13 protein-coding genes are annotated in these 13,805 nt (G+C 74.0%); 7 read left to right on the plus strand and 6 right to left on the minus strand.

The features are described 5' to 3' along the window. Nucleotides 1-59 precede the first annotated feature (59 nt). Nucleotides 60-704 carry a maleylpyruvate isomerase family mycothiol-dependent enzyme gene (locus tag QI554_RS31275; protein ID WP_281474669.1) on the plus strand — a complete coding sequence of 215 codons (645 nt, stop codon included), beginning with the start codon at nt 60-62 and terminating at the stop codon, nt 702-704. On the opposite strand, the gene QI554_RS31280 is transcribed toward QI554_RS31275, so the two are convergent. After that, on the minus strand, nt 658-1,071 hold the full coding sequence (locus QI554_RS31280; protein ID WP_281474670.1) for a hypothetical protein: 414 nt from the start codon (nt 1,069-1,071) through the stop codon (nt 658-660). The genes QI554_RS31275 and QI554_RS31280 overlap by 47 nt on opposite strands. Before the next feature lie 97 nt (nt 1,072-1,168). Here QI554_RS31280 and QI554_RS31285 point away from each other — a divergent pair, with 97 nt between their 5' ends. From QI554_RS31285 to QI554_RS31305, 5 genes are all read left to right on the plus strand, one after another. Further along, entirely contained in the window at nt 1,169-1,588 is a 420-nt protein-coding gene (locus QI554_RS31285; protein ID WP_281474673.1) for a RidA family protein, read from the plus strand. A gap of 62 nt (nt 1,589-1,650) precedes the next feature. Further along, nucleotides 1,651-2,433, plus strand: a complete 783-nt coding sequence (locus tag QI554_RS31290) for an MBL fold metallo-hydrolase (RefSeq protein WP_281474675.1) — start codon at nt 1,651-1,653, stop codon at nt 2,431-2,433. A 153-nt stretch (nt 2,434-2,586) separates the two neighbouring features. After that, nucleotides 2,587-2,994 carry a YciI family protein gene (locus QI554_RS31295; protein ID WP_281474677.1) on the plus strand — a complete coding sequence of 136 codons (408 nt, stop codon included), beginning with the start codon at nt 2,587-2,589 and terminating at the stop codon, nt 2,992-2,994. Between the two features lie 8 nt (nt 2,995-3,002). Continuing rightward, entirely contained in the window at nt 3,003-4,148 is a 1,146-nt protein-coding gene (locus QI554_RS31300; RefSeq protein WP_281474833.1) for an RNA polymerase sigma factor, read from the plus strand. A 409-nt stretch (nt 4,149-4,557) separates the two neighbouring features. Further along, on the plus strand, nt 4,558-5,364 hold the full coding sequence (locus QI554_RS31305) for a putative hydro-lyase (protein WP_281474679.1): 807 nt from the start codon (nt 4,558-4,560) through the stop codon (nt 5,362-5,364). 4 nt (nt 5,365-5,368) lie between these two features. Here the strand turns inward: QI554_RS31305 and QI554_RS31310 are convergent, their stop codons facing one another. After that, entirely contained in the window at nt 5,369-5,941 is a 573-nt protein-coding gene (locus tag QI554_RS31310) for a hypothetical protein (RefSeq protein ID WP_281474681.1), read from the minus strand. A gap of 3 nt (nt 5,942-5,944) precedes the next feature. Then, a complete protein-coding gene (locus QI554_RS31315) occupies nt 5,945-7,678 on the minus strand; it encodes a hypothetical protein (RefSeq protein WP_281474683.1) in 1,734 nt (577 codons plus the stop codon). A gap of 1,171 nt (nt 7,679-8,849) precedes the next feature. Between QI554_RS31315 and QI554_RS31320 the strand changes: the two genes are divergently transcribed. Continuing rightward, nucleotides 8,850-9,749, plus strand: a complete 900-nt coding sequence (locus QI554_RS31320) for an aldo/keto reductase (protein WP_281474686.1) — start codon at nt 8,850-8,852, stop codon at nt 9,747-9,749. A 124-nt stretch (nt 9,750-9,873) separates the two neighbouring features. On the opposite strand, the gene QI554_RS31325 is transcribed toward QI554_RS31320, so the two are convergent. The 3 genes from QI554_RS31325 to QI554_RS31335 form a co-directional block, all read right to left on the minus strand. Then, nucleotides 9,874-10,659: a GNAT family N-acetyltransferase gene (locus tag QI554_RS31325; protein WP_281474688.1), complete on the minus strand. Its 786-nt coding sequence runs from the start codon at nt 10,657-10,659 to the stop codon at nt 9,874-9,876. 111 nt (nt 10,660-10,770) lie between these two features. After that, nucleotides 10,771-12,030 (minus strand): phosphodiester glycosidase family protein, encoded by a 1,260-nt coding sequence (locus QI554_RS31330; protein WP_281474689.1) that lies wholly within the window; start codon nt 12,028-12,030, stop codon nt 10,771-10,773. A gap of 168 nt (nt 12,031-12,198) precedes the next feature. Continuing rightward, nucleotides 12,199-13,752, minus strand: a complete 1,554-nt coding sequence (locus QI554_RS31335) for a serine protease (RefSeq protein ID WP_281474691.1) — start codon at nt 13,750-13,752, stop codon at nt 12,199-12,201. Nucleotides 13,753-13,805 lie beyond the last annotated feature (53 nt).

Raw genomic sequence — 13,805 nt, forward strand, 5'->3', positions numbered from 1 at the left:
TGGTCTCGCATGCCCGCATATCAGGGGCACCCCGTCGAGCCCTCCGGCATGATGGCGCGATGACGTCCAGGGATCCCCGCCTCGGTGCCACGCTGCTCCTCAAGGAGCGCGACGCGCTCCTCCCCATTCTCCGCGCGACCGACACCGATTCGTTCACGCGTCCGACCGTCCTGCCCGGCTGGAACGTCCGTGAGGTGCTGGCGCACTGCGCGGCGGCGCTCAACATGGCGGCGAGCGACTCGCTCCATGGGTTCAGTGACGCGGAGAACGCCGCCGACCTCGCAGCACGCGCGGACTGGCCCGTCTCGGCGGTGCTCGACGAGCTGGAGGCGGGCTATGCGGGCGCCGCCGAGGAGATGGGGCGGCGAGGCACGCTCTGGGACGGGCTCGCGCTCGGTGAGTGGGTGCACGGCGGGGACGTCCGGCACGCCCTCGGCGTCGCCGACGCCTGGGCGAGCGCCGGCATCGACGACGCCTTGGTGCTGCTGGTCGAACGCACCGCGCAGCCGCAGCGAGGCATTCCCGCGACCGAAGTCACGCTGCCCGACCGCACGTTGCACCTGGGCGACCCCGACGAGGCCCCGGTCGCGACGCTGGTGACGGACACGGCGACGCTGGTCCGGCTCTGTTGCGGCCGCGAGCCGGAGCCGGAGCGGTTCAGGCTGACGGGCGCGGACCCGAAAGCGTACGTGTGCTTCCGTTGAGCCTCAGCAGCCAACGCCAGCGCGGCAGTTCGGTCCACGCCGTGGCGAGGACCAGTGCTCCGACGACGGCGACCGCCCACACCGGCCACAGCACCCAGGCGGCCGCGACGGCCGCGGCCATGTGGACGACGACGATCGCGATCGTCACGTAGCCCGGCACCGGCACGATGACCTGCTGCTTGTCACCCGGCGTCGAGAACACCGTCGGCACGCCGATCAGCAGCACGAGCGCCAGGACCGCGAGCAGCACCGAGTGCCGCTCGAGCGCCCACGGCGTGGCGACCCACGCCACCAGCTCGGTCGCGAAGCGGAAGACCGAGGGCAGTTTGTCGTCGGGCTTGCCCAGAGACTGATCATTCGTCGTCACGGCGGAGTAGCGTGCCACAGCCCGGGCCCAGCGCCTACCCCTGGCAACCCGGAAAACCCCGTGCGGAACGCACCCCGTCCCCACCAGACTCCCCCGCATGCCCACCGAACCCACTCGTCTGACCCGCGTCAACCCGCCGGAGCTCCACACACCGCCCGGCTACAGCCACATCACCGTCGTCGAGGCGGGCCGCACCGCCCACCTCGCCGGGCAGTGCCCCATCGGCCCGGACGGCGGGCTGGTAGGCGACGGCTCGTTCAACACACAGATCGACCAGGTCGCCGCGAACGCACTCGTCGCGCTGCGGGCCGTCGGCGCGGAGCCGAGCAACGTCGTCCGCTCGGTCATCTACGTCCGCAGTGACGACACCGCGGTCCTGGCCTCCGCGTGGGAGCGGCTCAACGCGTCGGTCATCGGTGCCGCGTTCACCAGCGCCTCCACAATGCTCGGCGTCACCCAGCTCGGCTTCCGCGGACAACTCGTCGAGGTGGACCTGACCGCCGCGCTGCCGGACTGAGCCGCGCGCGAAGGCCCCCGCGAGACCGGAGTCAGGCCGCACCCCCTCGTTAGGATCCCCGCATGAGCGCCGCCGTCCCCCTGCTCCTCACCGTCCTCGGCTCGGCCACCCCCTACCCCGCCGCCGACAACCCGTGCTCCGGCTACCTCGTCACGCACGGCGACACGCGGATCTGGGTGGACGCCGGCACGGGCACGCTCGGCGCGCTGCAGCGGCACACCCCGCTGGGGTCGCTCGACGCGGTCTGGATCTCGCACCTGCACGCCGACCACTGCAGCGACCTGCTCACCGCCTACTACGGCCTGCTCTACGCCGACATCGAGCTGCCCGCGCCGCTCCCGCTGTTCGGCCCGCCCGGGATCGCGGACCGGCTCGCCGGGTTCCTGACGAACGGACCGCGCCGCAGCCCGATCGAGGCCGCGTTCGACGTCCACGAGCTGGCCGACCACCACACGGCCGAGGTCGGCGACCTCACGCTCACCAGCCGCGCGGTCTCGCACGGCGGCCTGTCGGCCTTCGCGCTGCGGGTCGACGCACCCGCGGGCGCGTCGCTGGTCTACTCAGGCGACTGCCGCCCCTGCGTCGAGCTGACCGAGCTGGCCGCCGAATGCGACACGCTGCTGTGCGAGGCCGACCTCGACCACGCCCCGGCCGACGAGCCGCAGGTGCACCACACGCCCGAGGACGCCGCCGACACGGCAGCGTCCGCCCGCGCCCGGACGCTCGTCGTCACGCACGTCGGACGCGGGCTCGGACCGCAGAACGCCGTGTCCCGCGCCGCCGCCCGCTTCGCGGGGCCGGTGCGGCACGCGGACCCGGGGGCGACGTTCACGATCGGCGCATAGCGTCCTCCCGTAGCCTCCCCGAGGCACCCGGCCGGCGCCGAAAAACAAAATCAAGAAATCCCCGGCACCGATGTCGAGAACGCGTCGCCGGCTCCGTCCCCGAGGTGAACGCGACCAGAATGGGTGGTCGCGACAGCACCGAGGAGAGCGATCATGGCCAAGTACCTGCTGCTGAAGCACTACCGCGGCGCCCCTGCGGCGGTCAACGACGTGCCGATGGACCAGTGGACGCCGGAGGAGATCTCGGCCCATGTGCAGTACATGCAGGACTTCGCGGACCGGCTTGAGAAGACCGGCGAGTTCGTCGACGGCCAGGCCCTCGCGCCCGAGGGTGCCTGGGTCCGGTACGACGGTGAGGGCCGCCCGCCGGTCACCGACGGCCCGTTCGCCGAGACGAAGGACCTCATCGCCGGCTGGATGGTGATCGACGTCGACACGTACGAGCGCGCCGTCGAGCTGGCCGGCGAACTGTCGGCCGCGCCCGGGGCGGGCGGCAAGCCGATCCACGAGTGGCTCGAGGTGCGCCCCTTCTACACCGCGATGCCGACCGTCACGGAGTGACCACTCCCATGGATGAGGCCCTGCTCCGGAGCCTCACGCCGAGCGTGCTCGGGATCCTCGTCCGCCGCGGAGCCGACTTCGCGGCGGCCGAGGACGCCGTGCAGGACGCGCTGGTCCAGGCCGTCCGCGTGTGGCCCGACGACCCGCCCCGCGATCCGAAGGCGTGGCTGATCACCGTCGCCTGGAACCGTTTCCTGGACGCGACCCGGGCGGACACCGCGCGCCGCCGACGCGAGGACCTCGTCGACGAGCAGCCCGCGCCCGGGCCCGTGCCGTCCGTCGACGACACGCTCCGGCTGTACTTCCTATGCGCCCACCCGTCCCTGACCCCCGCGTCGGCGGTCGCGCTCACGCTGCGCGCCGTCGGTGGTCTGACCACCCGCCAGATCGCCGAGGCATACCTGGTGCCCGAGGCGACGATGGCGCAGCGCATCAGCCGGGCGAAGCGCACGGTGTCGGGGGTGCGGTTCGACCAGCCCGGCGACGTCGCGACCGTGCTGCGCGTCCTCTACCTGGTCTTCAACGAGGGCTACTCGGGCGACGTCGACCTCGCCGCCGAGACAATACGCCTGACCCGGCAGCTGGCCGCCGTGATCGACCACCCCGAGGTCGCGGGGCTGCTCGCGCTGATGCTGCTGCACCACGCGCGGCGCGCCGCCCGCGTCGCGCCCGACGGTGAGCTGATCCCGCTCGCCGACCAGGACCGCCGTCTGTGGGACACGCGCCTGATCGCCGAGGGCGTCGAGATCCTCCAGGCCGCCCTGGCCCGCGACCGGCTGGGCGAGTTCCAGGCGCAGGCGGCCGTCGCGGCCCTGCACGCCGACGCGCCCACCGCTGAGGAGACCGACTGGGTGCAGATCGTCGAGTGGTACGACGAGCTGGCGCGCCTGACGGACAGCCCGGTCGTCCGGCTCAACCGCGCGGTCGCCGTCGGTGAGGCCGACGGACCGCGCGCGGGCCTGGCGGCGCTCGCCGACCTGGACGACGCGTTGCCGCGCTACACGGCGGTGTCGGCCTACCTCCACGAACGCGACGGCGACCTGAAGACCGCGGCACGCCTGTACGCCGAGGCCGCCCGCAAGGCCACCAACGTCGCCGAACGCGACCACCTGACGCGCCAAGCCGCCCGGCTCAACGCGCGGCTGCGGGGCTGACGGGCGCCGCGCAGCGGAGCAGGGTGAGGCGCAGGGGACGGCTTCACCGCGGCCAGGTCGATCCCCGACGGGGGCACCCAGCAAGCACTGTGCCGAAGTGCACCGGTGGCAGCGGCCGCGCAGCGCCGGTCTCGGTGAACGACACGCGCAGCCTCGCGGCGCGGCGGGACGCGTCGCGGCGGGGCGGGACGCGTCGCGGCGGGGCGGGACGCGTCGCGGCGGGGCGGGACGCGTCGCGGCGGGGCGGGACGCGTCGCGGCGGGGCGGGGGGCCACTGGCCACCCTTCCTCGACCACCTCAACGCCCACCCCGCCGACGCCGGGCGTCAACCCGGTCCGCCGCACCGGAACCCCCGGCCGCCGTCCCCCGCCAAAGGTGTCCCAGCCCCCGAACCGGGCACCATCCCTCCATGCCGCCCGACACCCCCGCCCCCTCCGAAGCCGCCCGCCTGACCCCCGTCGAGGCCCGCGCGCTGTTCCGGGCCGGGGCCGTCGCGCCGACCAGTGGCTGGTGTCGGGGGACGACGCAGGCGAACCTGCTGGCCGTGCCCGCCGATTGGGCGTACGACGTGCTGCTGTTCGCGCAGCGCAACCCGAAGCCGTGCCCGGTCCTGGACGTCACCGACCCCGGTGTCCCCGAGACCGTCCTGGCCCCGGGCGCCGACCTGCGCAGCGATCTGCCCCGCTACCGCGTGTGGGAGCACGGTCGGCTCGTCGCCGAGCCCTCCGACGCGACCGACATCTGGCGCGACGACCTGGTCGCCTTCCTCGTCGGGTGCAGCTTCACGTTCGAGTTCGCGCTCGACGCGGCCGGGATCCCCCTGCGGCACGTCGAACAGGGCCGCAACGTCCCGATGTACGTCACCGACCGCCCGACCCGCCCAGCGGGCCGGATGCGCGGCCCGCTCGTCGTGTCGATGCGTCCGATCCCGGCCGCACGGGTGGACGAGGCCGCGCGGGTGAGCGGGCTGATGCCCGCCGTGCACGGCGCGCCCGTCCACTCCGGCGACTTCGCGGGCCTCGGCATCGCCGACCCGGGCAAGCCCGAGTTCGGCGACCCGGTCGACGCCCACGACGGCGACGTGCCGGTGTTCTGGGCGTGCGGCGTCACATTGCAGACGGCCGTCATGGCGTCCGGGATCCCGTTCGCGATCACGCACTCCCCCGGACACATGTTCGTCACCGACACCCCGGACAGCGCCTACCGGGTCGGCTGACCGCTCAGACCCACTCCTCGGCGATCGGCGGCAGGACGGCGCCCAGCAGGTCGCGGTGTCCGGCCGCGCGCCGGGCGATCTCGGTGACGGCGGCCGCACGGTCGTCCGTGCCGCGCGCGGTGTCGATCGAGGCGAACTGTTCCGCGACCTCGGCGCGTTCGACGGGGCCGGGGCGCGGCGCGTCCGGGTCGACCTCGTAGTCGAGGTTCTCGTGCAGGTTGAGGCTGTGCGCGCACACCCGCACCGCCTCGGCGGCCGGCTCCTCGGCCTCGGTCAGGATCAGCGCGCCGACGAGGACGAGCGCCGCGTGGTAGACCCAGTAGGCCTTCTCCTCCGCGGACTCGCCCTCGTTCTCCGGCACGGCGCGCAACGCCCTGGCCAGTTCGGCACGTTCAGCCGCCGGGCCGAGGGTGCGGGCGGCGGCCAGGCCGCGCCCGTACAGCTCGGCGGTCTCCGGTTCGGCGCACAGGTCCACGACCGGGGCCAGGCGCAGCGCGCAGCCGTACGCGTACAGCTGGGCCTGCGCGGCGGTCAGTCCGGGCAGCACGCCGCGCAGGTCGGTGTAGTCGTCGCTCATAGGTCACTCATCGAACCAGAAGGACCGGTAGTCGGACTTGACCCCGGGCCGACGCCACGGGAACTTCTGGCCGCCGATCGTCATGCCCTCGTTCCACAGCGCGGACGCGCACGCGCCGGTGCGGTGCTGGATGCAGACGTTCCAGCTGGCGCCGCCCTCGACGATCTCGTAGATCTTGTTGCCGTCCTTGTCGTACAGGTTGTTGACGATGGTCTGCTCGGCGTGGCCCTTGCCCTCGATGTACTTCTCGTCGGGGCGCAGCTTGCCGTTCATGTCCTTGGGCATCGTCGTGTTGGACGACGCGATCCACTTCTCGATCTCGCCGGTCTTCTTGTTCTGGACGCGGACGGCGGCCACCGTCGTGCTGTTGAAGGGCAGTCCCTGCTGCAGTTCCTTCGACCGCTCGTACATCTCCCGGGCGCCCTGCTCGGTGCCGGGCTTGCGCGGCACGGCCTGGAACGTCGCCTTGCCGGCGGCCGTGGGGTTCTTCTTCTGCTGCTGGAGCCGGTCGACCTGCGTCGTGACGTCGACCTTCGCCATCGCGAGGACGTACGCGTAGGTCTCGTACGGGACTCGCCACCGGTAGGTGCTGCCCGGCGCGGCGCCGGCGGCGGCCGCCGCCTTCGCCTTCGCGTCCTCGGCGGTGAACACCGCGCCCGCGGCGCCCTGGCTGCAGCTCAGGTCGCTGGACTGGCCGAGCGACAGCACACCCGCGGTCTCGCACGCCCCGGCCGGCGTGCCCGCGATGGTGAACGTCGCGGTCATCTGCGCGTCGATCGGCCCGACGGAGGTGCCCTCGGGCGCACCGCTGACCAGGGTCGGGGTGACGTGCGCGACGGCGGTGCAGCCGCCCGCGCCGCACTGCACGTCGGCGCTGCCGTTGAGCTTGAGCGACGGGTCGACGGCGGAGCCGAGCTGCTTGGTGCTGTCGATGAGCGCGTCGACGTCGCGGTCGAAGTCCGGTCCGGTGACCGGGTTCATGTCGAGCTCGGAGTCGTCGCCCTCGGCGCGGGCCGGCGCGGCGGCGCGCGTGGTCGAGAGGGTGAACGCGCGCGGCGCGGCGTGCGGTCCCGAGTGCGGGCCCGCGTACGGTCCCGCGTACCCCGTGCGGGCCGGACCGGCACGGGCCGGGGCCGACGTGCCGGGAGCGGTCGAGGACGCGCCCGGGTCGTCGTCGCCCTGCGACGGGTCGAAGCGCAGCAGCCGGTACGGCGCGTCCTTCGCGATGTAGAGGTCACCGGCCGGGGTGGTGGCCTTGTAGGCGGGCGTGCTGCCGACCGTGGTGCCCGGGTCCGCCTTCGCGGGGAAGGTCTTGGCGTCGTTGACCGCGCCGCGCAGCAGGGCGGCGAGCGACGGGGGCGCGGCCCAGCCGTACGACGTTCCGGTCAGTCCGACGGTGTCTGCCATCCACCGGTCGGCGAGCGCGGTCGGAGGGAGGTCGGGGCGGACGGCCTTGACCATGTCTGCGGTCGGCTTGAAGTACGTGGTGCCGTCGACGGTGATGACCGGCACCTTCGTGCCGTCGATCGTCGCGGTGCCGACCTCGTCGCCGCGGCCGGTGACGGTGCGCTCGGACTCCTTGCCACCGAAGTGCAGTGCGGGGAGCGCGGCGAGGTCGTCCATCGACTTGAGGAAGAACTGACGGGTGTCGTCAGGCTTGGCGCTCGGCTGGCCGCTCGCCGGACCACCCGCAGTGTCGTTCGACGAGGAGGTCCAGTCGACGATCAGATACGCCATCAGCGACAGCACCATCGCGACGGCGACCGCGACCAGCGCACCGGTCCGCCGTCGCCACCAGGGGCGCGCGGCGGCGAAGGGGGCGGTGGCGGCGGTGGGGGGCAGGCCGTAGGGAGGCTGGGGGGCGTACGGGCTTTGGGGGCGCGGGGGTTGGGAGGGGAAGGGTTGCGGCGTGGGCTGCGGGGTGGGCTGCGGGGTGGGCTGTTGGTCGGAGCCGAGGGGTTGGTGGGGTGGTTGCGGGGCGGGCTCGGGTACCGAGCGCTGTGGGGTGGGCTGAGCTGCCGGTTGCGGGAAAGGCTGCGCCGCCGAGGGCTGCGGTGCCGGAGGCTGGGGTCCCGGGGGTTGCGGTGACTGCGCCTGCCATGGCGTCGGTGCCGGCCCCGGCGAATTCACCTGTGGCTGCTGGACGTTCGGCTGAGGCGGAGTCGGCGGCTGCGCCTGCTGAGCGTTCGGTTGAGGCGGAACCGGCGGCTGTGTCGTGGCCGGTGGGGTCTGGCTGCGGGGCGGCCCCTGCGGCGGTGGCGCCGTCAGATACGCGGGCGGCTGCGGCGGATTCGGCGGCGTCTGGCCCCGTGGCGGCCCCTGCGGGGGCGGTGCCGTCAAGTACGCGGGCGGCTCAGGCTGTTGCGGAGTCTGCTGCCGCGTCGTGTGGCCCCGCGGCGGTCCCTGAGGTGGGGGGGCCGTCAAGTACGCGGGTGGCTGCGGCGGTTGCGAAGACGGCTGCGATGGCTGCTGCCGCGGCGCGTGCCCTCGTGGCGGCCCCTGCGGCGGAGGTGCCGTCAGATACGCGGGTGGTTGCGGCTGTTGCGGCTGTTGCGGCGGTTGCCCCGCCGCCGGGCCGCCGCCCGGTGCGCCCGGCGTCACGCCCGCGGCCCAGCCGCCCTCGTTGCCGCCCTGCGCCGCTTGCCCGCCTTGGCTGCCTTGGCTGTCTTGGGCGCCTTGGGCGCCTTGCTCGTGCCGCGAACCCTGGCCGCCTTGCGCCGTCCGCTGGTCCTGGCCGTCCGGTGCCTCCGGCCGACCGTCCCCATGGTTGTCCGAACCCGTCATGTACTCGCCCCCGTAGCGTGACCATGCCGTCGCGTGCGGCCACACCCTAAACGGTCGCCGTTCCCGCACCGCAAGGGCGGTTTCCCTCACGCCGCGGCCGTCCGCCAGATGGCAGACTCCGATCATGACTCCCGCACCGATATCCGCCGCTGCCGCCGGAACATGGACGCTCGGCGATCTGACCGTCAACCGCCTCGGCCTCGGCGCCATGCGCCTGCCCGGGCGCGTGGCATTCGAGGACGGCGCCGAGCCGCGCGGGCGCGACCAGGCGATCCGCGTGCTGCGGCGCGCGGTCGAGCTCGGCGTCAACCACATCGACACCGCGGCCTTCTACTTCAGCCCGCTCCGCTCCGCGAACGAGCTGATCAACTCGGCTCTGGGCGGCGCGTACCCCGACGATCTGGTGATCACGACCAAGGTGTGGCCGGGCCGCGCCGCGGACGGCGAATGGTGGTGGGCGTCGCCGAAGCAGCTGCGCGGGCAGGTCGAGGAGAACATCCGCCAGCTGGGCCGCGACCACCTCGACGTCGTCAACCTGCGGGTGCCGCCGAGCCGGGCGAACGGGTCGATCGGCGAGCACTTCGCCGCACTGGCCGACCTGCGCGACGCGGGCCTCGTCCGGCACCTCGGCGTGTCCAACATCACGCCCGAACAGCTCGCCGAAGCACAGGCGATCGCGCCGGTGGTGTGCGTCCAGAACCCGTACGGCATCGGAGCATCCCTCGCCGACCGGAAGTTCGTCCGGTCGTGCGGCGAACAGGGCGTCGCCTTCGTGCCGTTCTTCGCCATCGCCGGCCCGGGCGGCGCGCGCGGCGCGGGCGACGACCACAGCGACGCGATCCACACCGTCGCCCGCGCCAACGACGCCACCCCGGCGCAGATCCGCCTCGCGTGGACGCTCGCCCAGGGCCCCCACGTGCTGGCCATCCCGGGCACCGGCGACCCGGAGCACCTGGAGGACAACGTCGCGGCGGGGGCCATCCAGCTGACCGCCGAGGAGCTGGCTCTGCTCGACGAGGCCTGAGGCCTCCGCGACGCCCGATTGCGTGCAGGTCAGGTCGGTCCGTGGCCCAGAGCCACCCTGATCTGCACGCATCGCGTCGCGGCGTGCGGCGCGCGGCTCGCGCCTTGCCTGTTGCGGCGCAATCCTACTCGGCGCTGTCCCGTCGCCGCTCCGGGATCAGCACCGTCGTGCTGCTCTCCGCGTGCACGAACCCGGCCTTCTCGTAGGTCGCGCGCGCCGGGTTCCCCTCTGTGACCGCCAGCCCCACCGAGGCGAGGCCGTCACGCGCCGCGCGTCCCACCGCGGCCTTCAGCGCGACCGTGCCGAGGCCCGCGTACGCCGGGTCCGCGTCGCGGAAGACCTCGGCGATCCACGGGCCGCCGAGCGGCGGTTCGCCCTGCCGGCCGTTGACCAGGCACGCGGCGACGGGCCTGGCACCGTCCTGGATCACGACGCTGCACGGCAGCAGCGGGCCCAGGCTGATGCCGTTGATCAGGGTGGCGAGCTGCTCGCGGGCGGTCTCCCGTGTCACGCCGTTCGGGTTGTCGGGGTGGCCGGGCCGGTACGCCGTCATCCACGCACCGACGAGGTCGGCCGGCTCCCGCTCGTGCGCCGGCACCAGCGTCAGGCCGTCGACCAACTTCGGCTCGGCCCAGGCTCCGTCGGGCGGCGAGGCGGACAAGTCCCAGGTGTAGACGTGTGCATGTCGAAACTTGATCGCGCCGTCCGCGACCAGCCGCAGCCCGATCTCGTCCGACGAGCTGACCAGCCACCCGCCCAGCCGCGCGCGCACCGCCTCCACCACGGCGTCGATTCCGGTCCCCTCAAGGACCGTCAGCGCGTCGGCCCACGGCCGCCCGCTGCGCACGCCTTCGACGTACTCGGCCAGTGCCCGCCCGTCGCCGTCCCGCAAAACCCGTCGTGCAGTCATCAGTGGATCTTAAGCGCGGGGTCCGCGGGTCCCGGCGGATTATCCGCTGGGCTCGCGTCCGGTGGCTACGAAGATCGCGGCCGCCGGTACCCGATTCCAGAACACCTGACGTCACTGCCCGGCAAACACCGCGATCCCGTTCGGGACTTCGCGTTCCGCGCCGCCGTCGAGGGTGTTCCGCACGGCGACCTTGCCGGTGCCGCCGTCGCGGGTTGCCATCGTCACCGATCCCCCGCCGTCCAGGTAGCCGGCGTCGGCGCAGCCCAACGGCCTGAGTGCGGCGGCCAGTTCGGACAGTGTCAGCCCTGCGGACCGGCCGCCACGGCCGTCGGTCGCCAGCAGCCGGAGGCCGTGCCCGTCCGCGGCGACACAGACGGCGGTACGGGGTGCGGCTGCCTTCGCGTCCAGGCCCGCGAGCGGTGAGCCGCCGCGGATGAGCGTGGACACGCCGAGCGCGAACGCGAAGCGCGTCCCGCTCGCGGCGGCCAGGTCGTAGTCCACCTGCACCGGAGTCCCGGGGGCGAGTGCGCGTAGCGCCCGGGCGCCGGCGTCGCGCCCGAGCAGGACCATGGTGCCGGGTGGGATCGCGCCGCTGCCCGCCGCGGCGGACACCGCCTCGACCTTCCCGTCCCGCACCGCGACCTCCTGCACGTCGGTGCTGCACGCCCCGGCCCGGCTGGTGTCGGTGCCGCACACCGCACGCGCCCGCGAGGTCGCGCCCCAGCGTGAGTCGAACACGCCGACGGCGCCGACGGGCAGGGCGTACTGGTTGAGTCCGCCGACGGCGAGCGGGCCGGTCGGGGTCTTGACGGTGCCGCTCAGCGTGAGGCGGTCCAGGCGGGCGACGCCGTCCGTCCCGACGCCGAACACGTCCTCGGGGGTCGCTCCGGGCGGCGGGCGCGGGCCGTAGCGCTGGCCGAGCGGCACCGCGCCTTTCAGCGGGCTCCCGTCGACGACCGCGGGCCCGGTCGGCGACCCGGTCGCGGGCACACCCGGGTGCTGCGTCTCCTCCACGTGGAAGAAGTCGCCGTTGACGCCGGCCACCGCGTTGCGCGCACCCACCATGCGGCTGACGGTGCTGCGGGCCGCCACCGTGCCGGGGTACAGCAGTTCGGCGTGCGGACCGCCCGAGGCCGGCACCACGGCGAGTTCGTGCATGCGCGTGTCGCCGCGCGGGGTCGGAACCTTGAAGGCGCGGTAGGTCACGCCGGGCGCGACGGTCTCGGTGGCCTCGGCCGACTCGGCGGTCTTCGCGATCTCCGCGGACGACGGGACCCGAGCGGCCGGCGCGGCCTGCGCCGCCGGGCACGCGAAGAGCACCGCCTGGGCCACGACCGTCAGCACCGCGGCGGCCCTGGCTGCGACTTTCATACCGCGTAGTCTGTGCGGCCGTTCCGCCCGGCCCGCGCCAGGCACGCCAGGCTTCGCGGGCATCCCACCCGCACGGCGCACTGGCTGAGGGCGGGCACCGAGGCATCCGCCACACCGCCCGTCCATGGCGTTCGGGCGCACGGCCAGCGAGCGAGGCCCGTGTCCGCTTCAGCACACGTACGCGTTCAGCAGCGTCTCCGTCAGCGTGTTCCCCTGACCGTCGATCAGGTCCGCCCGCAGCGACACCGCGTGGCCCGCCGCCGGGTTCCGGATCGTCACCGCCCCGTCGACGACGGGCAGGCGGCTCCACGTCCGGCCGCCGTCCGTGGACACCGTCACGCTCAGCGACCTGACCCGCCCCTGCGCGGCCGCGCCTTGCAGCACGACCGGGACGCGCCGCGTCGCCCATGGCTCGGCGGTGCCGGACAGGCTCAGCTCCGGAGCGAACCGCACGACGCTGACCGGGAGCGGCGTGGGGCCGCCGGTCGTCGCGGAGCGGAACGTCCAGGACGCCGTGATGCTCCCCTGGAAGCCGGGCGCCGTCTGGCGGGCCACGTGCGTCGTCAGGCGGTACACCCCGCGCCCGGGCGTGGTGGTGAACTGCGCCCGACCGGGGTCGCCGTTGCTCTTCCCGACCAGGACGCCGTCGCGGTGCAGCGTGGTCGTGGCCCGGTCGTACCGCGGTCCGGCGGGCGCGTGCCCGGCACCGTCGGCCAGGACCGGGATGTCGACCGTGAGGGTGTCGCCGTCGCGGGTGACACCTGCGCCCGCAGGCAGCGCCGGGGCGAAGACCGGCGTGTCGAACGTGTGCGTCGACGTGGCACCGGCCGCGACCGCGATCCCGTATGCGCCGTAACGGCTCGACCGCGTCCCCGGCGCGGCGGAGGTGAAGTATGTGATGTCCCATGTCCCACGCTCGGGCGTGACCATATAGGTCGCGCTCCCCGGCACCGGGAGGGTCTGCGACAGTCCGGCCGTCGGCCCGGCGGTCGGCTGGAGTTCGACCGACGCGGTGCCCGTCGTCCCCGGGCCCGCACCCCCGCGGACGACGACCGCGGCGAGGTCTCGCGGGGCCGGATGCCGGACCAGCCCGGTGAGGGCCCGCTCGCCGGTGAAGGTGTAGCCGAGCGCGTACGCCGCCGGGCCAGGGCCGCCCGGCCCCACCCAGTACGCGTCGAACCACTGCCGCACCAAGCCGGGCTCGGCGTCGGGCCCGAGGTGGGCGACGCGCAGGTTCGGCGAGCCGTTGAGCAGGTTGGTCGTGCGCGTCGCGCCGGCGTGCGTTACCTCGACGAACATCGCGCTGTGCGAGAACCGCGCCGCCGGGTCCGGCGGCCGTACGTCGACCGGGCGGGTGGTGCGCGCGTCGACGGTCACGGCCGTGTCGCGGTCGAGGTCGAGGCGGGGGCGCACGATCCAGTCCGTGCCGCCGGTCAGCCGGCTGTCGAGGAGGTAGCGACCTCTGGGCAGGCGGACGGTGACGGTGCCGGAGGCGTCGTACGGGCGCACCGACACGTCCGCGCCCGGGCCGGACACGCCGGTGACCGTCGTCGCATAGGCGTCGGCCGCCGCGCCGTCGCGGCCGATGTGCGTGATGGTCAGCGCCACCGTGGCGGGGTCGGCGACGCTCGTGAAGCCCGTCAGCGAGGCCCCGGCGACCAGCGCGAGGGCGACCACCCCGATGAGGCCGCGGCGTCGGATGAGATGTTGGTCCATGTCCATGCCCTGACCGTGGGCCGCGCACCTGTTCCCGTTACGTGGCTCACAGCACGCGC

The organism is Yinghuangia seranimata (assembly GCF_029953285.1).
Classification (GTDB): Bacteria; Actinomycetota; Actinomycetes; order Streptomycetales; family Streptomycetaceae; genus Yinghuangia; species Yinghuangia seranimata.